This is a genomic window from Ornithinimicrobium sp. INDO-MA30-4 (genome assembly GCF_021535045.1).
Taxonomy (GTDB): Bacteria; Actinomycetota; Actinomycetes; order Actinomycetales; family Dermatophilaceae; genus Ornithinicoccus.
The window spans coordinates 2,032,216-2,051,536 of record NZ_CP091056.1 but is presented as its reverse complement, the minus strand read 5'-3'; the positions used below and the strand labels follow the sequence as shown (position 1 = coordinate 2,051,536).

31 protein-coding genes and 3 pseudogenes are annotated in these 19,321 nt (G+C 62.4%); 7 read left to right on the top strand and 27 right to left on the bottom strand.

Going from position 1 to position 19,321, the window contains the following annotated elements:
* The first annotated feature begins 54 nt into the window (after window positions 1-54).
* A complete protein-coding gene (locus tag L0A91_RS12360; RefSeq protein WP_235244710.1) occupies window positions 55-978 on the top strand; it encodes a LacI family DNA-binding transcriptional regulator in 924 nt (307 codons plus the stop codon).
* Between the two features lie 109 nt (window positions 979-1,087).
* Here the strand turns inward: L0A91_RS12360 and L0A91_RS12355 are convergent, their stop codons facing one another.
* The 4 genes from L0A91_RS12355 to L0A91_RS12340 all read right to left on the bottom strand — a co-directional run bounded on the left by L0A91_RS12355 (window position 1,088) and on the right by L0A91_RS12340 (window position 3,193).
* Window positions 1,088-1,300, bottom strand: coding sequence for a hypothetical protein (locus tag L0A91_RS12355; protein ID WP_235244708.1), 213 nt, complete (start codon window positions 1,298-1,300; stop codon window positions 1,088-1,090).
* Window positions 1,301-1,462: 162 nt separating this feature from the next.
* Window positions 1,463-1,969 (bottom strand): hypothetical protein, encoded by a 507-nt coding sequence (locus tag L0A91_RS12350; protein ID WP_235244707.1) that lies wholly within the window; start codon window positions 1,967-1,969, stop codon window positions 1,463-1,465.
* Window positions 1,966-2,421 carry a hypothetical protein gene (locus L0A91_RS12345; protein ID WP_235244706.1) on the bottom strand — a complete coding sequence of 152 codons (456 nt, stop codon included), beginning with the start codon at window positions 2,419-2,421 and terminating at the stop codon, window positions 1,966-1,968. Before L0A91_RS12345 ends, L0A91_RS12350 begins: the two co-directional genes overlap by 4 nt.
* Window positions 2,422-2,524: 103 nt before the next feature.
* Window positions 2,525-3,193: an FGGY family carbohydrate kinase gene (locus tag L0A91_RS12340; RefSeq protein WP_235244705.1), complete on the bottom strand. Its 669-nt coding sequence runs from the start codon at window positions 3,191-3,193 to the stop codon at window positions 2,525-2,527.
* A gap of 7 nt (window positions 3,194-3,200) precedes the next feature.
* On the opposite strand from L0A91_RS12340, the gene L0A91_RS17630 reads away from it, so the two are divergent.
* Window positions 3,201-3,335, top strand: coding sequence for a hypothetical protein (locus L0A91_RS17630; RefSeq protein ID WP_260115216.1), 135 nt, complete (start codon window positions 3,201-3,203; stop codon window positions 3,333-3,335).
* A gap of 94 nt (window positions 3,336-3,429) precedes the next feature.
* On the opposite strand, the gene L0A91_RS12335 is transcribed toward L0A91_RS17630, so the two are convergent.
* Genes L0A91_RS12335 through L0A91_RS12315 form a run of 6 tightly spaced genes read right to left on the bottom strand, consistent with a single transcriptional unit; the run spans window position 3,430 to window position 7,392 of the window.
* Entirely contained in the window at window positions 3,430-4,416 is a 987-nt protein-coding gene (locus tag L0A91_RS12335; RefSeq protein WP_220122189.1) for an ABC transporter substrate-binding protein, read from the bottom strand.
* The gene (locus L0A91_RS17625) at window positions 4,417-5,022 is read right to left on the bottom strand and encodes an ABC transporter permease (protein WP_260115215.1); all 606 of its coding nucleotides are present in this window, start codon (window positions 5,020-5,022) and stop codon (window positions 4,417-4,419) included. It lies immediately after the preceding gene.
* Window positions 4,929-5,510: an ABC transporter permease gene (locus L0A91_RS17620; protein ID WP_260115214.1), complete on the bottom strand. Its 582-nt coding sequence runs from the start codon at window positions 5,508-5,510 to the stop codon at window positions 4,929-4,931. The genes L0A91_RS17625 and L0A91_RS17620 overlap by 94 nt, the downstream gene beginning before the upstream one ends.
* A complete protein-coding gene (locus L0A91_RS12325) occupies window positions 5,507-6,274 on the bottom strand; it encodes an ATP-binding cassette domain-containing protein (RefSeq protein WP_235244704.1) in 768 nt (255 codons plus the stop codon). Before L0A91_RS12325 ends, L0A91_RS17620 begins: the two co-directional genes overlap by 4 nt.
* A 6-nt stretch (window positions 6,275-6,280) precedes the next feature.
* Window positions 6,281-6,913, bottom strand: a complete 633-nt coding sequence (locus L0A91_RS12320) for a substrate-binding domain-containing protein (RefSeq protein WP_235244703.1) — start codon at window positions 6,911-6,913, stop codon at window positions 6,281-6,283.
* Window positions 6,868-7,392 carry a LacI family DNA-binding transcriptional regulator gene (locus tag L0A91_RS12315; protein ID WP_235244702.1) on the bottom strand — a complete coding sequence of 175 codons (525 nt, stop codon included), beginning with the start codon at window positions 7,390-7,392 and terminating at the stop codon, window positions 6,868-6,870. The genes L0A91_RS12320 and L0A91_RS12315 overlap by 46 nt, the downstream gene beginning before the upstream one ends.
* 339 nt (window positions 7,393-7,731) lie before the next feature.
* Between L0A91_RS12315 and L0A91_RS17615 the strand changes: the two genes are divergently transcribed.
* The gene (locus L0A91_RS17615) at window positions 7,732-7,860 is read left to right on the top strand and encodes a hypothetical protein (RefSeq protein WP_260115213.1); all 129 of its coding nucleotides are present in this window, start codon (window positions 7,732-7,734) and stop codon (window positions 7,858-7,860) included.
* 13 nt (window positions 7,861-7,873) lie between these two features.
* On the opposite strand, the gene L0A91_RS12310 is transcribed toward L0A91_RS17615, so the two are convergent.
* Window positions 7,874-8,065 (bottom strand): AAA family ATPase, encoded by a 192-nt coding sequence (locus tag L0A91_RS12310; RefSeq protein WP_235244700.1) that lies wholly within the window; start codon window positions 8,063-8,065, stop codon window positions 7,874-7,876.
* A gap of 95 nt (window positions 8,066-8,160) precedes the next feature.
* Between L0A91_RS12310 and L0A91_RS12305 the strand changes: the two genes are divergently transcribed.
* The 4 genes and pseudogenes from L0A91_RS12305 to L0A91_RS17610 all read left to right on the top strand — a co-directional run bounded on the left by L0A91_RS12305 (window position 8,161) and on the right by L0A91_RS17610 (window position 10,535).
* Window positions 8,161-8,679: a hypothetical protein gene (locus tag L0A91_RS12305; protein WP_235244699.1), complete on the top strand. Its 519-nt coding sequence runs from the start codon at window positions 8,161-8,163 to the stop codon at window positions 8,677-8,679.
* Window positions 8,672-9,634, top strand: a pseudogene (locus L0A91_RS12300) (nucleoside hydrolase). Before L0A91_RS12305 ends, L0A91_RS12300 begins: the two are co-directional and overlap by 8 nt.
* A gap of 45 nt (window positions 9,635-9,679) precedes the next feature.
* The gene (locus tag L0A91_RS12295; RefSeq protein ID WP_235244698.1) at window positions 9,680-10,279 is read left to right on the top strand and encodes a redoxin domain-containing protein; all 600 of its coding nucleotides are present in this window, start codon (window positions 9,680-9,682) and stop codon (window positions 10,277-10,279) included.
* 121 nt (window positions 10,280-10,400) lie between these two features.
* Entirely contained in the window at window positions 10,401-10,535 is a 135-nt protein-coding gene (locus tag L0A91_RS17610; RefSeq protein ID WP_260115212.1) for a hypothetical protein, read from the top strand.
* Here the strand turns inward: L0A91_RS17610 and L0A91_RS12290 are convergent.
* The 16 genes and pseudogenes from L0A91_RS12290 to L0A91_RS12220 all read right to left on the bottom strand — a co-directional run bounded on the left by L0A91_RS12290 (window position 10,532) and on the right by L0A91_RS12220 (window position 19,225).
* Window positions 10,532-11,026: a hypothetical protein gene (locus tag L0A91_RS12290; protein WP_235244697.1), complete on the bottom strand. Its 495-nt coding sequence runs from the start codon at window positions 11,024-11,026 to the stop codon at window positions 10,532-10,534. The genes L0A91_RS17610 and L0A91_RS12290 overlap by 4 nt on opposite strands.
* Window positions 10,999-11,331 carry a hypothetical protein gene (locus L0A91_RS12285; protein ID WP_235244696.1) on the bottom strand — a complete coding sequence of 111 codons (333 nt, stop codon included), beginning with the start codon at window positions 11,329-11,331 and terminating at the stop codon, window positions 10,999-11,001. The genes L0A91_RS12290 and L0A91_RS12285 overlap by 28 nt, the downstream gene beginning before the upstream one ends.
* A gap of 17 nt (window positions 11,332-11,348) precedes the next feature.
* A complete protein-coding gene (locus L0A91_RS12280) occupies window positions 11,349-11,735 on the bottom strand; it encodes a hypothetical protein (protein ID WP_235244695.1) in 387 nt (128 codons plus the stop codon).
* A 22-nt stretch (window positions 11,736-11,757) separates the two neighbouring features.
* Window positions 11,758-12,198, bottom strand: coding sequence for an FAD-dependent oxidoreductase (locus L0A91_RS12275; RefSeq protein WP_235244694.1), 441 nt, complete (start codon window positions 12,196-12,198; stop codon window positions 11,758-11,760).
* Between the two features lie 178 nt (window positions 12,199-12,376).
* Complete coding sequence (locus L0A91_RS12270) at window positions 12,377-12,952, bottom strand: ATP-binding cassette domain-containing protein (RefSeq protein ID WP_311197816.1); 576 nt, start codon at window positions 12,950-12,952, stop codon at window positions 12,377-12,379.
* Window positions 12,953-13,037: 85 nt separating this feature from the next.
* Window positions 13,038-13,082 (bottom strand): annotated as a pseudogene (locus L0A91_RS19130) (hypothetical protein); the annotation flags it as partial.
* Window positions 13,083-13,174: 92 nt separating this feature from the next.
* Complete coding sequence (locus L0A91_RS12265; protein WP_235244692.1) at window positions 13,175-13,585, bottom strand: iron chelate uptake ABC transporter family permease subunit; 411 nt, start codon at window positions 13,583-13,585, stop codon at window positions 13,175-13,177.
* 88 nt (window positions 13,586-13,673) lie between these two features.
* Window positions 13,674-14,201, bottom strand: a complete 528-nt coding sequence (locus L0A91_RS12260; protein ID WP_235244691.1) for a hypothetical protein — start codon at window positions 14,199-14,201, stop codon at window positions 13,674-13,676.
* Window positions 14,125-15,065 (bottom strand): annotated as a pseudogene (locus L0A91_RS12255) (ABC transporter permease). Before L0A91_RS12255 ends, L0A91_RS12260 begins: the two are co-directional and overlap by 77 nt.
* A gap of 156 nt (window positions 15,066-15,221) precedes the next feature.
* Window positions 15,222-16,226 (bottom strand): siderophore ABC transporter substrate-binding protein, encoded by a 1,005-nt coding sequence (locus L0A91_RS12250; protein WP_235244690.1) that lies wholly within the window; start codon window positions 16,224-16,226, stop codon window positions 15,222-15,224.
* 52 nt (window positions 16,227-16,278) lie between these two features.
* Complete coding sequence (locus tag L0A91_RS12245) at window positions 16,279-16,848, bottom strand: hypothetical protein (protein ID WP_235244689.1); 570 nt, start codon at window positions 16,846-16,848, stop codon at window positions 16,279-16,281.
* Between the two features lie 79 nt (window positions 16,849-16,927).
* Entirely contained in the window at window positions 16,928-17,173 is a 246-nt protein-coding gene (locus L0A91_RS12240) for a hypothetical protein (protein ID WP_235244688.1), read from the bottom strand.
* A gap of 61 nt (window positions 17,174-17,234) precedes the next feature.
* A complete protein-coding gene (locus tag L0A91_RS12235; RefSeq protein WP_235244687.1) occupies window positions 17,235-17,495 on the bottom strand; it encodes a hypothetical protein in 261 nt (86 codons plus the stop codon).
* Entirely contained in the window at window positions 17,477-17,869 is a 393-nt protein-coding gene (locus L0A91_RS12230) for a hypothetical protein (protein WP_235244686.1), read from the bottom strand. The genes L0A91_RS12235 and L0A91_RS12230 overlap by 19 nt, the downstream gene beginning before the upstream one ends.
* Window positions 17,829-18,302 carry a hypothetical protein gene (locus tag L0A91_RS12225; protein ID WP_235244685.1) on the bottom strand — a complete coding sequence of 158 codons (474 nt, stop codon included), beginning with the start codon at window positions 18,300-18,302 and terminating at the stop codon, window positions 17,829-17,831. Before L0A91_RS12225 ends, L0A91_RS12230 begins: the two co-directional genes overlap by 41 nt.
* A 233-nt stretch (window positions 18,303-18,535) precedes the next feature.
* The gene (locus L0A91_RS12220; RefSeq protein WP_235244684.1) at window positions 18,536-19,225 is read right to left on the bottom strand and encodes a hypothetical protein; all 690 of its coding nucleotides are present in this window, start codon (window positions 19,223-19,225) and stop codon (window positions 18,536-18,538) included.
* Window positions 19,226-19,321 lie beyond the last annotated feature (96 nt).

The following is a 19,321-nucleotide window of genomic DNA, read 5'->3' as shown; positions in this document are numbered from 1 at the left end:
ACCTTCCATGGGAGGCGCTGCCTCGCATGTAATGTGGTCGCTATGGCGGCCAGTATGAGTGACATTGCGCGTGCCGCAGGCGTCTCAGTCAAGACAGTCTCGCGGGTGCACAACGGTGAAGAGAATGTGTCGCCGGAGACTCGAGACCGGGTAATGCAAGCCATCGCGGAGTTGGGGTATGTCCGCAACGACCTGGCGCGAGCCTTCCGGATGGGTGACTCCTCAGTCCTTGGCATCGTGGTGCCGGACATCGAGGATCCGTTCTTTGCCTCCATCGTGTGTCAAGTCGACCAAAGCGCAGCCGAGCATGGCATGCTGACCTTTGTCGCCGGCACGGGTGATGATCCTGAGCAAGAGCGCCGCCGCGTAGAGGCACTCATGGGGCGCCAACTCAGCGGATTGCTCCTCGCTTCCGTCTCCCATGACCACGGGTATCTCCAGCGCTGGGCCAACTCGACTCCCATCGTGTTTATCGACCGCCGACCAGAGGGCATTGAGGGTGATTCGCTGGCCAGTGATGACGCTGCCGGTGCCATCACCGTGACCCAACACCTACTTGACCACGGGCACCACAAAATCGCTTTTCTGGGTGATTCGCTGGAAGTGTCGACAACGGCCGCACGGCTGGCCAGCTATCGCGAAGTGCTTGGTGCTGCCGGGATCGAGGCCAATCCGGAGTATGCGGTGATGTCCGGTTTCACTCCCGGAGGCGTCACCCGGGCGATCGATTCACTACGTGCTTTGCCGGACCAGCCGACCGCGTTGATCAGTTCTAACGGACGAGCAAACCAGATCATCGCGGCGCAGGTGTCGGACCTTCAGTTGGCGCTCGTGGCATTCAGCGATTTTCCCCTGGCCGATGCGCTGAGCCCCACCATCACCGCACTCGATCAGCAGCCGCGCCTGCTTGCCCAGCAAGCCGTCGCTCGACTGCTCGAACGTCAGCGGCATACCGGCGGCACCACCTCTGCCCTTTGAGGCTCAGACCGTGCCGTCGGTGTTGGTTGAACGCCAGTCGTGTCAGCGGCCGATCGTGGATCAGCCGCTGACACGTCACTGAGCTATCCAGTCGCGTAGGTCAACGGGCTCAGCGCCCGAGGACAGCCTCACGCAACTCAGCCAAGCGCGGCTGAGACTTGCCGGTCAGACCAGCCTCGCGGCCTTCGTTAGTCATCGCCAGGCTGTCCTTCCAGAGCGACCGGCCGGCCATGGCACCGGCTGCACCATTGGCCACTGCGATGCGCACCTGCTCGATGAATGTCGAGTGGTCAACGCCAGCCGACAACACAGCCCACGGCACACCAGCGGCTGCCTTCGTGACTGCTGCGCACCCTCGGCGCTGCCCGGGTAAGGCAGCTTCAAGACCTTGCGCCGAGTTCGACGGCCATCGCGGCAGAGTCAGCAATTAACTGCGGGAACTTTGCGGCGTACTCCTCGGCTGTTTCACTCTCAAGTTGATAGGTCAAGATCTCGACGATGAGCAGCAGACCTTCGTCGGTGCAGGCCTGGACCAGTTCGCGGATCTCATCGGCCAGCCGTGAGTTGATGTCTTGTTGGTCGGGGCGTGCATACCAAAGCATTTTGGCGACGGAACCGCCCAGGTCGCGGACCGTGCGAGGGTGACGCCGGGCACGAACTTGGTGAAGCGCAAGCCGTCGACGACATCAAACCCGGAGGAGTCCATGCCGACCACCAGCGCGGTGTCGCGGCCCAGGATGCCCTCATCGACAATGTGGGGCAACGGCACCTCGGGGTCAAGCAAGATGGCGGGAGCGAAGTTGCCCAAGTGCCGGACCATGTCGCGCTTGGCTTCGCGAAGCTGCTCGATCGAGATGCTGGAGGGGCCATCCGGCGCATTCATGACAGCCTTCATGCCGTTTCGCTGATCGGCGGCAACGATCAACATCTGCCCCTCTGGGGTGCAGATCGAGGTCATACCTCGGCGCTCGGGTGCGGTGAGCTGGTTCATTTTTGTCTCCTCCGGTTGGGCCGGTGTTTGGGGGGTGGTTGTGGGGAGCAAGCGGGCAGCGAACATGGCTGCGCCTTGCGCGGTGTCTTGGCTGCGTGAGGAGACGCGCATGCCCGGGAGGGCTTGGCGGCGTGCAGCGCAAACCGAAGACATGCCGGTCCAGCCGCCGGTGAGCAGGCTGGCAGTGGCAGGGGGATGTCGGCGTCGAGGATGTCGATAAGCCGCAAGATCTCGTCGTTTCCGTGCTGCAGTGCGGCCCGGAAGACGTGCTCCGGGCGCACGCCGTCCCCTCGGATAGTGAGGGCAAGCACTCCGTCGTCATTGCGCGCGCCGGAGACTTCAACGCTGCCGGGCGTGAGGTCCAGATCGGCACCCAACGCGGTCGTGGCAACGTCGAGCGCGTCGCGGGCGGCTGCGTCATTGATCCCAAAGAGCGACAGGCAGCGGCGCATGATGAGACCCGTTTGACGCCAGCCACCAACACGAATTGACCCGGTATGACGTGGGGCACGCAGTTGATGAGCGCCTCTCCTAGCCGTTGGCGCACCTCAAAGGTCAAAGGCTTGTCGATGACCGGAGCAACACCTCGGCGGTGCCGAGCGACACGTGGTAGCCATCGCCCGAGGTCAAACTCCCGGAAACAGCTGAGACCAGGTGGTCGTGGCCGGCGACGCACACCGTTGCAGCCTGGAAGCCCCAAGGCAGTCCAACCTCCGCGGTGGTGCCTAGTGGCGTGCCTGCGGCGACGATCTCGGGGACGAACGATTCGTCGACGCCGAGGTGGTCCAGCATGGCGGGCCAAGGGCGGCCGGTGTCTTGATCGATCAGCCCGGTGCGGGCACTGAGCGAGACATCGCTGACCAGGCGCCCGGTGAGGGCGAAAGCAAGATACTCCGGCAGGCTCGCCCACCGAGTGCCCTGCAACTCCAGACCACGGTTGGCTAAAAAGAGCAGTTTGGCGGCAGTGACCTGGACGCCCCAGGGGACTCCGGTACGACCGGCGAACTCTGCACGGATAGCTTCGGGGAGGGCTGCGACTTCGGCGGCTCCACGAGGATCGAACCAGGCGATGCCTTGGAGGAGAGGGTCTCCGGCTGAGTCGAGGACGAATCCTGTCTCGCCCATCCCAGAGATAGCGATGCTGAGGACGCGCTTGCCTGCATACTCAGAAAGAGTTGAGAGGTGATCGGTGATCTCGGTAAAGAGTTGGATCACCGTCGACACCAGATCGGTGGCGTTGAGTTCGGTGGCTCCCGATTGGCCGTTGAGCCAGGAGTGGGTTTTGGCGGACTACGATCTCGGCGCCGTGTTCGTCGGCGACCAGCACCTTGATTCCGGTGCTGCCCAGGTCGATACCCGCGACTAGATTAGTCACGTGGGTCTCCTCACAAGACCTGCAGCGCAGAGTGGGGGCCATGTCTAGTCATGGCCGGCGAGGCATGACCCCCACTCGTATGCGATTAGCAGCTAGACGCGTACAGAGCTGCTTGGCCCTCATCCGTGGCGAGGTCGTCAACGGTCAGGATCGAGAAGCCGGTCTGGATCTTGGCCTCCGTCGCTTCCCCGTTGATGGCCGCCAATGCCTGTTCGACACCCTGGTAGCCGATGTCGTAGGGCTGCTGGGCGATGATGGCCTGCACCGTGCCGTCTTCGAGAGCTTCAACCTGGGCCGGGCCAGCGTCGAAGCCCACAACCTGCACTTCGCCGGTGGCGCCAGCCTGCTCGATGCCGGTGGCGGCACCCTCAGCGCTGAAGATGTTGGTGGCAAAGATCGCGGCTAGGTCGGGGTCACGCTGCAGCGTGGAGGTCACAATCTCAGCGGCTGTGGCTGGAGCGTTCTGGGCATACTCAACGCCGACATACTCAAAGTTGGAGTCCTCGGCGACGGCCTCTTCGAAGCCCTTCACCCGGTCATCGGAAGTCGAGATGCCTGGCTGGTTGTCGATAACCAAGACCTTGCCGCCCTCGGGGGCCAACTCTTGGATGGCCTCAAAGGCAGCGGCGCCGCCACCGACATTGTCAGAGGCAATCTCAGACGCTGCGATGGAGGGGTCTTCAACAGTAGTGTCGACCAGGACGATTTCGCTGTCGCTGGCGGCCTCTTCCAACGGACGCTGCAAGGCGCTGACGTCGTTGGGGGCGATCAGGATGGCATCGGGGTTGGTGGCAACAACCGAGGAAACGATGGGCTGCTGCAGGGCCGGGTCCCATTTCTGGGGGCCTTGGACGCTGACCTCAACGCCGTTCTCTTCGGCTGCGGCGCGGACGCCACACTCCATCGAGATGTAGAAGTTGTCACCGATGACGCCTTGGATGAATGCCAAGTTGACGTCGCTTGAGCCGCCGCTAGCGGATGCGGTCTCGGTGTCGTCGCTGCTGCCACAACCCGCCATCGTGACGAGGAGTGCGGCTGCTGCAGTGGGCGCAATTACCTTCAGGGGACGCATCTATGAGTCCTTTCTCTTGGAGTTAAACAAACGGTGGAACAGGTTGGGTCTGCCTCCGCCACCACGGCTGCTAGAGGCTCGGCGCAGCTGGTCGCTGTAAACAGCGGCGACCAAGAACGCACCCACAACGACCTGCTGCCAGTAGGGCTGGACGCCCAGGATGACGAAGCCGTTGCGCAGAGTGGCCGGGATCAGCAGGCCGATGACCGTGCCAAATACCGTGCCGATGCCTCCGAAGAGGCTGGTCCCGCCAATGACGACGCCAGCGATGACGTCCAAGTTGGTGAGGCTGTGTCCCGCGATCGTGGTGGAGCGGAAGAAAGTGAGGTTGAGCAGTCCGGCGAGTCCGGCGAGACCACCGGCGAGGGCATAAACCTTGATCAATTGCCGGTCGACGTTGATGCCGACTCGGCGGCAAGCCTCAGCATTGGAGCCGACGGCTGCCGTGTGCAGGCCAAAGCGCGAGCGCTTGAGCAGGATGATGCCGGCGATGACGATGAGGCTGGCGACGATCACCAAGGTTGGGATGCCGAAGACATCACCGAAGCCAACGGTGTCGACCAACACGTCGGGCACGTCGCGCCGGTCGATGCCGCCGGTGAGCACTTGGCCAAACCCAGGGCTGCGCCGAAGGTTCCTAGGGTCACGATCATGGCGGGCACTTTGGCCTTGGCGACCAAGAAGCCATTGAGTGTTCCCCAGGCAAGACCCGAGGTCAGCGCGACGATGATTCCGACTAGGGCCGATAGCCAGCCTTGGCCTTCACCGACGTTGCCCATCGCCATCGAGGACACGACGCCGCTAAAGACGAGCACGGAGCCCATCGAGAGGTCGATGCCGCCGGTGATGATGATGAAGGTGGTGCCAACACCCAGCACCGCCAAGATGGAGACGCTGATGGCGATGTTACGGAAGTTGTTGGGGTCAAAGAAGGCATCCGGGCTGAGCACGGCAAAGATGGCGATGATGGCCAGCCAGACCAACACGATCTGCATGGCCTGGGCGCCCAGAGCGCTGCCGACTCGGGCCATCATGTTGGGCCGCGGGGCCGTCTCTGCCGGGGCGGTCGGCTTTGTGGGAGTGTCGACACTCATGCTGCTTCCTTCCCATCAAGTGCACCGGTCATGGCACCAACAAGCTCTTCAACGCTGGTGTCCTTGGAGTTGAGGACGGCGACACGCTTGCCTTGGCGCATCACATGCACGCGGTCTGAGACCTCGAGAACGTGCGGCATGGAGTGGCTGATTAGCACCACGGCGATGCCCTTGTCTTTGATCCGACGAATGAGGTCGAGCACGCCCTTGGTTTGGACGACTCCCAGAGCCGCGGTCGGCTCATCAAGAAAGATCACGTTCTTGGCCCAGGCGGCTGCTCGGGCGACGGCGATTGCCTGACGTTGACCACCTGACATACCGCCAACCGGGCCGGTGAAGTTGCGGACGGTGGCACCCAGGTCGTTGAAGGCAACTCGGCCGACTTCGCGCATTTCGCTCGTCTGCATGAAGCCCATTCGGCCTAGTAGGCCTGGCTTCATCAACTCGCGTCCGAGGTACATGTTCTGGATGGGGTCGAGGTGGTTGGCCAGCGCCAGGTCCTGGAACACCGTCTCGATGCCACGGCTGCGGGCATCGGTGGGGTTGCCGAGGCTGATGGGCTGCCCTTGGAAGAACAGCTCGCCACTGTTGGGTTGGTCGGCTCCGGCAAGGATCCGCACCAAAGTCGACTTGCCTGCTCCGTTGTCTCCGATAAGCGCAGAGACCTCACCTGGGCGGACGTCGAAGTTGGCGCCTTGAAGAGCCTGGACAGAGCCGAAGTTGCGCACGATGTTGCGGGCTTCATAGATCGGTTCGATGCTCACGAGACGTCACCCCGCAGTGGGGTGTGCGCGAGCGCTCCAACGGAGTGCTGTGTGGTGGTCGACATACTTTCTCCTGGGTCCTCTTCGTTGAGTCCGTGACTTGCAAGGAGCCCATAAGGACCTCCCTGAACCTCTGGGTATGAGTTGTGCTGGCACCGTGATAAGGGTTTCCTGAGGCGCTGCGCCGGACTGGCTCAATTGGCGCAGCAGCGTGGTGGACGCCTCTTCGCCGAGTGCCTCAGGCGAGTGGTCGATAACGGTGACGCCCGGGGACAGGCTGGCTGCCATGTCGAAGTCACCGATCGAGATGAGTCCGACGTCGGTGCGCCGGTATTGGTGCAGTGCGGGGACAACGCCGAGCGAAAGTCGGGTGTTGGTGGAGATCAGCGCGGTCGGTGGTTGGTCGAGGTGCAACAGGTAGTTGATCGCCCGCAAGACCTCGCCGCGCTCTTCGCAGTTTGTTTGCATGTGGCGTTCGTCGATAGGTAAGTTCCCGGCGGTCATGGCTGCGCGGAAGCCATCCTGGCGCAGGCGGGTCGTTGCCAATGACGGAGTGTCGCTGATCAGGGCAATGCGTCGGTGGCCGTGTCGGATCAAGTGTTCGGCGGCTCGCCACCCGAAGCCGTAGTCGTCGGACACGACGGAGGAGTCTGCGGCAGGTCGCCGATTCGGTCGACAAAGACGATGGGGGTGTCGCGCAGGCCTAACCCATGCAGGGATGCCGGCGTGATCGGCGCGACGATGATGCCGGCGCAACGGCGCTGCACGAAGGCCTGAACAACATCGCGCTCGGCTTGTTCGTTGCGGTTGCTGGACGCAATCAGCGCGAGGTATCCAGCGGCGTTGAGCACTGACTCAATGCGGGCCACCATTCGCGAAAAGAAGACGTCGCCGACGCTATCGATGACAACGCCGACCATCCGGTCTTTGCCCGCTCGCAGTGACCGTGCTGCCGGGTCTGGCTGGTAGTCGAGGGCTTCCATCGCCCGGACGACAGCGGCTCGAGTGGGCTCAGCGACGGCTGGGTCGTCGTTGAGCACGCGCGAGGCGGTCTTGATGCTCACGGAAGCCAACTCTGCGACGTCTCGAAGGACCGCGCGGCGACGATTTGTCGTCATGTCAGCCTCCTATGTCATCGTTGTCATTGAGCGATAAGTCAACTATGAAGGCGCAATGACAAGGTTGTCAACCCTTGATGCAAACTGAATTTTGAAGCGTTTCTGCGCTCAGTGCAGTTGGATTAACTCCTGTGCAAGGTCTTTGACCTGCTGTTTTATCGTGCTGTGGGCGTCGACTTCGACGAATGGCCCGACCGGCGGCGCCAAATCGAGACCTGCCAAGTAGTTCTGGAGATTTTCGAGTTTGTTAGCGTCTCTTGTCGCCCCCCGCCGTGAGAGCCTGCGGGACAACTCATCCGCGTCAATGCGGATCCAGGCCATGGCAGGTTTCCCCCCGGCTTGACTGATTCGGGTGGCCAGTTGTTGCCAGGTGTCGAGGTGGCGACGCTCTTGTGTGAAGGGGCAATCAGCACCGAGTTGGTCCCCGACCGGACGCAGTCCAAGGCGGCTGAGAAGACGCATTCGTAGCGTGCCTCGCGAACTAGCGCCGAGAGCGCCGGATCGTCATAAGACGTCGCGCCAATTGATCGCGCGACGACGTCGACGAGGGGTTCGTCATTGAGTCTTGATCGAGAAGCGCGGCGCCCAGGTGCCTGGCCAGCGCCGCCCCCACACTGGACTTGCCGGAGCCGGGCGGGCCGGTGACAAGAATGACCCACGGCACTGGCTGCATACCTCGATCTTAGGGGCATTCGACTCTCGTTTCAGGGCGAACGAACCGGCGCGCGACTCATTGACCCTTCGGGAGTGGCTGGGTAGCGTCGCTGCATGAGCCACGCGAAGTCGACTGTCTGCCGGGGGTTTTCGGCTGTCGTGGCGAGCGTGTTACTGGCAGGCTGCGCGGCTGAGACGGATGCGGTTGAAGGCGAGGAACTTCGCCAAGGTCTGCGCGAGTATGACGCCAACTTCAGCGGGGGCGAGGACGTCTGGCCCGCACTGCCGGAAGGGTCGCTCGTGAGCGGCGCCAACATCCTGGATGGAGAATTCGGTTACATGGTGATCTTGACGATGAACACGGGCGTCGGGTCTTTTGGCCAATGGCAGCAGCTCTGTGTTGGTGAATCGGAGCGGGCCGCCCAACGTGCGTGCGGCTATGACTTCGACGCCGCTGCCACCTATCTCGACGCGGGCCCACCGCCTGAGGCGGTCGAGCTAGACGGGCTATGGGTGTGGACTGCGGATGGGCGCCCAATCGCGGATGCAGCCTTTGAAGCGACCTCGTTTGAGGAGTTTTCCTCAGCAGCCGAGTTCGGTGGGCCAGCGCTAACGGTGGTGCCCAGTGAGTGACCGCGCCCGCGAAAAGATCATCCTGGATTGCGACCCTGGCCATGATGATGCCGTCGCGATTTTGCTAGCTCATGGCAGCCCGCAGATCGAATTGCTGGCGGTGACGACGGTCGTGGGAAATCAAACGCTTGCCAAGGTCACCCGCAATGCCCTCTCGATCGCGCGGGTGGCCGGTATCACCGATGTGCCGTTTGCTGCGGGTGCTGATCGGCCGCTGGTGCGGGAGGTCGAGATTGCGCCCAGCATCCACGGCGAAACCGGCCTCGATGGCCCTGACCTGCCTGAACCGGTGATCGCGCTGGATGCCCGGCACGCAGTTGACCTGATCATCGACACGCTGATGGCGCATGAGAGCGGCACGGTGACGTTGGTGCCGACCGGTGGGCTGACCAACATCGCGCTCGCAGCCCGCAAAGAACCCCGCATTATTGAGCGAGTCAAGAAAGTTGTCCTGATGGGTGGCGGCGTGCACGAGGGCAACTGGAGCCCAGTCGCCGAGTTCAACATCGTGATCGACCCCGAGGCGGCGCACATTGTCTTCACCGCTGGCTGGCCAGTGGTGATGGTCGGCCTTGATGCCACCCACCAGGCACCTGCGACCCCTGATGTGGCGCGGGCGATCGCAGAGATCGACACGGCCCCGGCCCGCTTTGTCGGCGAACTGCTGGTGTTCTTTGGCCAGACTTATCGCGATGCGCAGGGTTTCGACTCCTCCCGTGCATGACCCTGTGCGGTGGCCCATGTCATCGACCCCAGCGTCGTGCCCGCGACGCCGATGCCGATTCAGATCGAAACCAGCGGCACGCATACCTTGGGTATGACCGTGGCTGACCTGCGCACACCCGCACCGGCGGACTGCCTCACCTCTGCTGCCCTCAGTATCGAGAAGGATAGATTCTGGGCGTTGATCTATGACGCTTTGGAGCGGATTGGGATTGGTGATCCTGAACGTTGAGTGTGAATAGTTGCGAGCGGGAATGTCTGAACCCGTTGGCCCGACATGACATTGGTCCCCACGCAGCAAGTGCCCGCACTCGACCTGCCCCTCAACGGCGGCGGTAGCACCACCGACCTGAACCTCGGGACCGGTGCCGATGGCCGCTTCACGATGGTCGTGTTCTACCGCGGACTGCACTGCCCGGTATGCCGCAAGCAGCTTGGCGAGATCAACCGTCGCCTCGATGACTTGGCTGAGGCTGGCGTTGGCCGGGTCGTCGCTATCAGCATGGAAGACGAAGCCCGAAGCGCGTCGGTCAGCGAAGAGTGGAAGCTCGACAAGCTCTCGGTGGCCCATGGTCTGACCGAGGCTGACGCTCGCGAATGGGGGCTGTTTATCTCGCACTCGATCAAGGACGGCGAGCCCGAGGTGTTCTCCGAGCCTGGCATGTTCATCCTAGACAGCGACGGTTCGCTGTTCTGGAGCGCCGTCGCAACCATGCCGTTCGGCCGCCCGCCGCTCGATGAGGTCATCGCTGGTCTGCAGTTCGCCCAGTCGGATGGTTACCCGGCCCGCGGCAACCACCGAGCTAGCGCAACACTAATGAGGGGCCGAGAAGGTTTGGGCACCTCATTGCTGCCTGGCCGCTCCTCAGCGGAGTAGCGTCGATGGCGTAGGTACAGCCTGGCGCCACAGAGGAGAGCAATGTTCGACGGCTTCTTTATTTGACACCCGCAGCAATGTCGAGCGCATTGATGATGCCCGCGAGTTCATCGCTAACGAGATGGGCCCAGAGATGTTCACCAAGAGGCGCGACGTTGAGGCCATCCGGCTGCTGCGGGAGAACGTGCCAGGGCTTTCGTTGGTGGACGCTGCCACGCTGATTCGCCGCAAGCAGGCCGAGACCGGCGAGGTTTAGACCCGCCAGCCCGTCTCGATGAGGCAAAATCCGGCCCGTGAGCTCTGGAAAACAGGCTCACGCGCAGGGAACGCCTCATCAGCGAAGGCGACGAGCGCGGACGATGACGTCGTCGACGTGATGGTGCTTGCCGGTGTGAATGTGGCCGCTCGGCCGGGGCGCAACTCGTTGACCAGCACTTCCCAGTCGTCTGAGGTTGCCAAGATCTCAGCCACGTCGGCCGGCTGAACGTAGGCGCGATGGTCAAAGGGACGAGCCTCACCCGGGGCAGCATCCATCATCGGGGTCAGATCGTGCCCTACTAGCAGCACGGTGCCGCCGACCTTCACCGCGCTCAACACGTTGGTCAGACCCCGGCCGTCCGGCGTTTTCGGGAACGAGGCGTAGGCCAGGCTGACCAGGTCAAAGGTTCGACCGTCGATGGGGTCGGCGTCGTTGATGTCGGCTCGCAAAGGGATCAGGGTCAACCCTCGACGGTTGGCCTCGGCCATGGCTCGATCAAGCTCACCTGCGAGATGTCGTTGGTCGTGACGCTCCAGCCGCGCTCGGCCAGCCAGATGGAGTCAGCACCTTCGCCGGCGCCGATCTCGAGTGCCGTGCCTGGAGCGAGGCCTTGAGTTTCGGCGACAACGCTGCCGTTGGGGTTGCCACTCCAAACCCGCTCTTGGCTGCTGTAGCGGTTGTCCCAATCGGACGCATTGCCTGAGACGTTGGACGCCTGCTCAATGTCCTCATCGACCAAGGTGAAACTGACGTAGGCACCGACCTGGCTGCCATGCGCGGCTGAGGGCAGCACCTGGAAGCCTGGGTTCGTCAGGCTGCCAGCGGCAAAGAGCCCGGGATTGGCGTTTCGCCGGTCATCTCCACCGGGATGAAGGTGCCCAGGCCGCATGGGTGCTCGCTCGCTTCCAACCCGAGGTCGACAAACGGCGCGACGTTCGCTGAGACCGTCGGTCCAATGACGACGGTCTGGGCCGGCAGCTGCTGCCCATTGTCGAGATCGACCGAGGTCACGGCATCGCTAACATCGCTGTTCACCGAGGTCATTTTGGCGTCAATCACGCTGACACCGGCTGCCCGAAGCCGATCTAAACCGGGCTCATCCGCGCTAACTTCGGCATGCAGCACCAAGGTCAACTTGTTGGTCAGCGCAGTGAATAGGCTGGCTGCGTTCAGAACCATCGGGCTAGTGATGAGCACAACAATGTCCTGGTCGCGAGCCTCATAGCCGTGACAGAACGGGCAGTGAATGACGCCGCGCCCCCTGCTCCCGCATACCCGGTATGTCGGGGAGGTGGTCGGCCAGACCGGTGGCAGCGATCACTCGGCGGGCTACGACGGAGTTGCCCCCGGAGAGGTGCACAACAAACTTGCCGTCATCACCCTTGGTGACGGTCTCAACGTGGCCGGTCAGGATCTCGCCGCCATAACTGCGCACTTCATCGCGCCCGACGGCCAGCAAGTCGCCGGGGGCCTTGCCCTCGTAGCCAAGGAAGCTGCGCAGGTGCTCGGCCGGTTCGTTGCGCGGCTCGCCACTATCGATGACGATGACCGACCTGCGCAGACGGCCGAGCTGGAGGGCTGCGGCAAGTCCGGCAGCCGAGCCGCCAATGATGGCGACGTCGCAGTGGCGTTCGATGGTGGAGTGGCTCGCGTGGCTCATATCTCTAAGTTACGTTTCACCCGAGGCGCTGGCCGAGGTCTTCCCGGACGCGACGTGTCGCCAAAGACACAAGTGCGATTCGCGCTTTGTTGCTCTGAGCGCGCGTTAGAACATGCGACCAGAGCGCAAACATGCGATTCGCGTTTTTGTGAGGGGGCCGTGGGCAGGGGCGGGGCGGCTAGACCGCAGCAGCCTGCGTTGGCCTCTCAGCGCCGATCAACTCTGGGTGCCAATACATGCCAATCTTGCGACCGGCCACATCGACGACCTGCATGTCGAGGCCGAAAATCTCGCGCAGCGGTTCACGCTGGACGATCTGCTCGGGCGTGCCTTGAGCGACAACGCTGCCATCCCGCATACCTACCAAATAGTCGGTCCACGCGGAAGCAAAGTTGATGTCGTGCAGCACGACGACGATGGTGCGGCCCAGGTCATCGGCGGCCTGGCGCAACAACTGCATCATGGCTACCCCGTGCCGCATGTCGAGGTTGTTGAGCGGCTCATCGAGCAGGATGTATTCGGTGTCTTGCGCCAACACCATCGCAATCAGCGCACGCTGACGCTGCCCGCCGGAGAGCTGATCCAAGAAGCGATCGCGGAATTCCTGCAGGTCGACATAGTCCATCGCCTGCTCGACGATGCGGTGATCTTCGGCCTGTAGGTGCCCCTGACAGTGCGGGAATCGGCCAAAGCGCACCAGGTCGATCACCGTCAGCCGGGCGCTGAGCTGGTTGAGTTGCTTGAGCACCCCCATTTTTGGCCATCTGAGCGGGCTTAGCGCTCAGCACGTCGAGGTCGCCGACCATCACCTGACCGGTGTCCGGCTTGAGCAGCCGCGCCATTGCCGACAGCAACGTCGACTTGCCAGCGCCATTTGGCCCCACCAGGGCAGTTAATTTGCCCCGCGGGATGCTCAGATCGACCCCATCGAGGACCGTCGTGGCCCCATAGGCGTGCGAGACGGCATGTAGGAAAATCACAGTCGATCAGTCCTCAAGAGAAGAACAATGAAATAGAGTCCGCCAACGAGGTTGATGACCACGCTGATCGGGGTTTGCAGGTCAAAGACGTGCGTGACGAGGAATTGGCCACCGACCGTGAAGAGCAGGCCGATGAGTGCGCTGGCCACAACCAACGAGGTATGCCGGTGCGTCGGGAGTGCTTGCCGGGCCAGGTTGGCCACGATGAGTCCCAGGAAGATCATCGGCCCGACGAGAGCCGTCGAGGCTGCCACCAGCAGCGTCACGATGACCAACGTGGTGCGAACCGTGCGGTGGTAGTCGACACCGAGAGCAACACAGCCGTCGTGGCCCAAATCGACAACATCCAGTTTGCGCAGTTGCGGCCACAGCGCCAGCAGCCCAAACGCAGTGGCCGCCCCGGTCACCCCAGTAGCACCGGGTCAACCGTCGTGAAGCTGGCGAAGAGCACCGTCTGCAATGTCAAGAAGTCATCGGGGCTGAGGAGTCGAGAGGTCAGTGTGCTGAGAGAGGCAAAAAGCGAGCCGAGCACGATGCCGACCAGCACCACCACAAAGAGGTTGCGGCTGTTGGAGCGAAAGAAAAACGAAACAGCAGCAAACCAAAGATCATCAGCGCAAACGTGTTGAGCGCAAACCGCTCCATCACGCCCAACAACTGCAACGTGCTCGCCCCAAAGAGGCTAACGATCATCGTCTGGATCAGCACATAAACCGCATCAAAACCCATCACGCCAGGGGTCAGGATGCGGCTGCCGGCGATGGTTTGAAACACCAGGCTGGAGGCCCCAATGGCGATGCCCACCACGATCAGTGACCCGACCTGGCGCGAGCGCAGGCTGAGCGCATACGACCAACTGCCCTGCACGCCATACGTGAGGTATGCGGTGATGGCCAGCAATCCGAGCACGGCGAGCCCAATGAGGATGGCCAGGACGCGACGGTCTTTAGCCTTCTCTGCCGGAGATGCCCCGTTGGCCGAGATGGTGTGGCCAGTGGTGGCGTGGTCTTGAACGGCGGTCATGCCGAAGCCCCTTGCCGTGTCGAACGATGAGCCAGACAAAGAAGCCAGCGCCAACGACGCCAGCAATCGTTGCCACTGGGATCTCATAAGGCGCGATGATCCAGCGGCCGATGATGTCACAAATCAGGACAAACCCTGCTCCGGCCACTGCGGTGACCGGCAGCACGCGACGGACGTGGTCCCCCATCATCAGCGCGACCACGTTGGGCACGATGAGGCCTAAGAAGGGGATCGCTCCAACGACAACCACGACCGAGGCAGACATGATCGAGATGACGATCAGCCCGGTGTAAAGCACGAACGTGTAGTTGACGCCAAGGCTGGTTGACACATCGCGGCCCATCCCCACCACGGTGAAGCGATCGGCAAAAAGAAGCCCGCGATCAGGGCAAACAGCACGATATACAGCGGCTCGTATTGGCCGGACATTATGGAGGCGAACGAGCCCGTCGTCCAGATATCGAGCAGCTGCACCAGGTCCAGCCGATAGCCGACCGCGACGGTGATGGCGCTGATCACGCTGCCGTACATGATGCCGAGCAGGGCCACCACGAGTGGGTCGCGGTGCCGCATCTGCTGCAGGATCTGCAAAAAGATAACGGAGCCGATGATCGATGTGACGATGGCGATCATCATTTTGGTGGTCAGCGAGGGCCCGGGGACAAACAAGGTGGCCAGCAAGATGCCAAAGATCGCAGCCTCGGTGGTGCCTGAAGTCGACGGTGAAACGAAGCGGTTCTGCGTGATGCGCTGCATGATCAAGCCAGCGACCGCCATCGACGAGCCAGCCAGCAAGATCGCTGCCGTCCGCGGCAGTCGAGAGCGAGAGATGATCTCCCACTGATCTTCATCAGGGGAAAACATGGCTGACAGCGGGATGTGCACGACGCCGACCCCGAGCGAGAGATACGCGCCCAGGCCAAGGGCAAGGACGGCCAAGAGCAGGCCCCAGCGGTAGAAACTGGAACCTGCTCGTGGTTGCGCGGACTGCTCAGGCGCGCGAGTCAACGTCATAGATGCTTAGCCCTGACTGGCGACGACGTCGTCGATCATCGCCTGCAGCGAGCTTGGTGCGTTGGCGGCGAGGTACCAAGAGAAGCCGTCCACCTCAACCATGCGGTCGTCCTGCGCGGCGTTGGTGCTGTCGGCCAGGCCGTCGGTCAAGATGTCGAGCGCGGGAGTCTGGTCTTCACCGACGGTCTTGGCACGGTCAAGCACCAGGAGGGCATCGGGGTTGTACTCAACGAAGAACTCCTGGCTGATCTCCTGACCGTGGCTGCCCTCGTCATCGACGGGTGCATCGGTCGGCTCGTAGCCGAAGACCGAGTAGACCAGGCCGAAGCGTGAGCCGGGGCCGTAGGCGCCAACGGAGCCGTCGGAAACCTGGACGAACATGGCGTTGTCGCCGCTCTCGGTGATCTCGGCGTTGAGCGCCTCAATCTGGTCTTCAACGCCGGTCATCAGTTCGTCGGCTTCGGCCTTAAGGCCAAAGATCTCACCAAACTGCTCAACACGCTCACGGGTGTCGGGCACAAACTCAGCCGGGTCCTCGGTGCGAACCGACATGTCGATCACGGCCGGAGCGAAGCGCTCAAACTCGGCGACGACCTCGGGGGTGCCACTGCGCGAGCCGACGACAACGAGGTCGGGCTCCATCGCGGCGATTGCCTCGTAGTCAGGCTCGAAGACATCGCCGACGGTTGGGATATTGCCATCCTCGTAAACGGCGAGGTCATCCGGCAGCCCAGCAATGGAGGCTGGTGTGGCATCGACCTCAACGCCCAAGTCGTTCAGCGTGCGGATTGCTGTCCAGTCCGTAGCGACAACAACTTCGGGGTTGGTGGGGATCTCGACATCGCGTCCCTGCGAGTCGGTAATCGTGACGGTTGCGGCGCCTGCATCGGCGCTGCTGTCGGCGGCTTCCCCAGAGTCGCTCGAGTCGTCAGAGCCGCAAGCGGCGAGGAACATCAGTGAGGCGACGGCGGCGGTAGCCATCGATGCGCGTCCACGGTTCTGCAAGGCCATGAATGGCTCCATCCTTTAGTAGGTAAGGGGAGCCTATCCATAGCTTCGGCGATTAAAGAAACTCGGTTGTGGCGTAAATGGCCTGGCTTGCATCACGTATGCGGGGGTGAGGCGGACCCGATGGCCCCATGTGGATGGCTGCTCCAGCCCTCCAACCTGCGGAAAGAAGCCGCACTGTCGGTTGGCGCAAATCGCCCTCTGTGCACGACAAAATTAAGTCCATCGAGCACCTCGCTGAGCGGCCAATCTGACGCACTTTCGCTGGCTTGAGGCGCGTCATGAACTCAGGCGCTCGCTCTTCCCCGGCGCACTTGAGGAAGAACAGCGCCTGGCGCCACGCATACCCGGCATTGCGCAGTGTGGTTTGCGGATTGGGCGATCTTGGGACGCGAAGCAGCAGTTCAGCCGTGGTCTGCCCGGCAGATAGCGCCAGTTCAAACCAGGGGGTCTGCGGGTGCACGCCAGCGTCGAGCAGGATGGCGAGATTGTGCGTGGTGAACTGCTGGCTGACTTCGATGACGCGCCGACTGTCATGGACCGAGTCGACCGATTTCAGCCCGGCGCGACTCAGGCAAAGTTGGCCGAAAATCGCTCCTGCGGTCGCCGGCTTTCGCCCGAGCAAGGTGGCTCTCGGGGTCTCCCACGGAGTAAGCAAACGGCCGCGTAGTCGAGGTCGAAGTATCGTTCGTACAGCGTCCCGTTCAGCAAGGTCTCCGCGCTTTGAGCAGCGGCCACGAAGCGCTCACCGAAACTTCCTCGAAGTCATGCGGGGAGGGCTCTTCGACCAGGGGCAGTCGCCAACCGCCAGCCTGAAAGAGCGCGGACAGATCGTGCACGATGAGGTTTGGCAACGGGCTGCCCGGGAACGAATCGATCGCCAGCGCGCTCACTCGTCGAGCCAGGCCCAAGGCGTCATCCTGGCGGTCAGCCTTTTCTCGCGAAGCCACGGCGACGACACCACGCCCTGAGCGACCAGATCGGCTATTGAACCAGCTTGAGCACGGTGGATCAGACGGGTGATCTTGCTACTGAGCGGACTTCCAGCGGAGAGGTGGAGTTGCTCGGCCTCGGCCTCACTGACCGGATGTGTGAGCTGCTCAGGATGGAGCAAGCCTTCATCGGCCCGATGCTGCGATAGGCGATGTTGTGCAACAGCGGCGAGTAGGGCGGCGAGGGCATGGCAGCAACTCGGGCTTGCTGGAGGCGCAGCGTGGTGTGGGCCTTATCGCCAGGACGCCCTGACTTCTTGATCAGGTCACGCGCTGCCACCGGGCCCAGCCGAAACTGCTGGGATCGAGTTGATTCAGTAGGCGTTTGCGGGTGGCATCAACCAAGAGACGCAGGTTGCTGCCCTCGTGATGCGGCTTGTTGCACCGTGGGTGCTGACGCAACGCAGCGTCATACCGGCGCAGGACACGGTGTGCTTCTTCAACCTGCTCGGCGCTCCATGACAGGGTCTTGCTGGTGGCTTCGCTACTGGTGAGGTCATCGCCGGTGGCGGTCCGCAGGCTGAGCCACAGGGCCAGGAACTCGTCTCTCAGCGGCAGCCAGACGCACAGGGCTTCGCGTTGGGTTTCGATGCGCTCGCTGGTGCCGATGCCGTCAAGAAACGCGATGATGTCGCCCGTTGTGTGCCGGGCCACAACCCCTGGTGGCAAATAGCGCGCTGGCGACGCGAGGCATAAACCGAAGGCGAGCCGCATACGGGGTGATCTGCTCCAGGATGTCCAAGGCATTGGTGCGATCCTTCTCGCGCAATAACCAAGCAATGACGAGAAGTGCTGCTTCTTCGGGCCGATGCACCCGGTAGGAGCCTTGATCGAGTAGTTCGTAGAGTTCTCGAAGGCCTGTGCCGGTGAGGTATGAGGCAAAGACCTCAGCACGATTGGGCCTGATGCCCAAGGCCAGTGCCCGTTCGATTTCGTCGGCTTCCAATGGGCCACCAGCGATGGTCTTGCCGGTTTGCTGCGTTGTAGTCCAGAGCTCAGTCTTGGGCCGTTCAATGTCCAAGGTGACCCACCCAGGCAACGCTTTGATGCTGGTGAGGGAGCCGCGAGCGACTTCACCGTGGGTCATTCCTTGAGCAAGCGCGCCCAGGACTGGGCCCGGCGATCCGCCCCCCGACGGGTCTTGCGGTCTTCGTGCACCGACGCTGCCATCAGGGCCTGGCTCCACAGTGGAGGTCGGGCTGGGTCATCTGCAGCGTCTCCTCACGGGAAAGTCTGGCGGGTGGAGCCCAACAGGGCCGGCTCCACCCGCCAGACTAAGTGCTGCAGTAGGTAATTCAGCCCATGCCCTGGTAGTCGTCTTCAAGGTCCATAACCCGACCACGACGGCGTGACTGCTCCCAGGTCTTGACCTTGTGCATGCCGTAGGCGAAAGTCGTCCCCTGGCTCAGGGTGATGACGTTCTTCACCCGGCGGGCGATCATGAGGCTTCCTTGCCTTTCCGTCAGCCTCGACGTAGGACGTGATCTTGATGCCATCCGCGCTGGCCGACATCTCCAATTCAGCGCCAACACTGAAGTCCCGCGCCAGCGTCGCGCTCATCGCAATCCAGACAGATGTTGCGATGCGGGCGTCGTTGCCTTCGTTGCTCATGGCAGTGCGAGCCCGCGTGTAGTTCTGGTTGAGAACGCGCTTGACGTCGCCTTCGTCGAGCACAAACTTCACCAACTCAACATCGGCGGAGCGCAGGTCGCTCAGCGAGAATGACGTTTGCCGCGATGCGCTCAGGCTGGAGCCGGCCACATCGAAACCAGCCACGGACGACGAGCCAAGGTCTACTTGCGTTGCCGCCTGCCAGTTCTCCTTAACGGTCGTCACCTTCCGTGCGTAGTTGTCCAGAATGTGGCTCGGCACCTGGCCCTCGACTGAAAGGTAGTTGCGTCCACCGACTGGCGACTTCTTTTCCCCGAAGCTTCCGAGGAGGACGTTCTCCGCTGCGTTGCGGAAGTACTTCTTGTTGTTGTGCTTGTAGTAGTTCGGGCGTACGGGCATGATGCACTCCTTTGTCATCGGCGCTGGTTGCGCCCGGGCTTGTTGTGCAAGTCAGGACTTGTCATGCCTTTGGCTGATACATCCGCTGAGACTAGA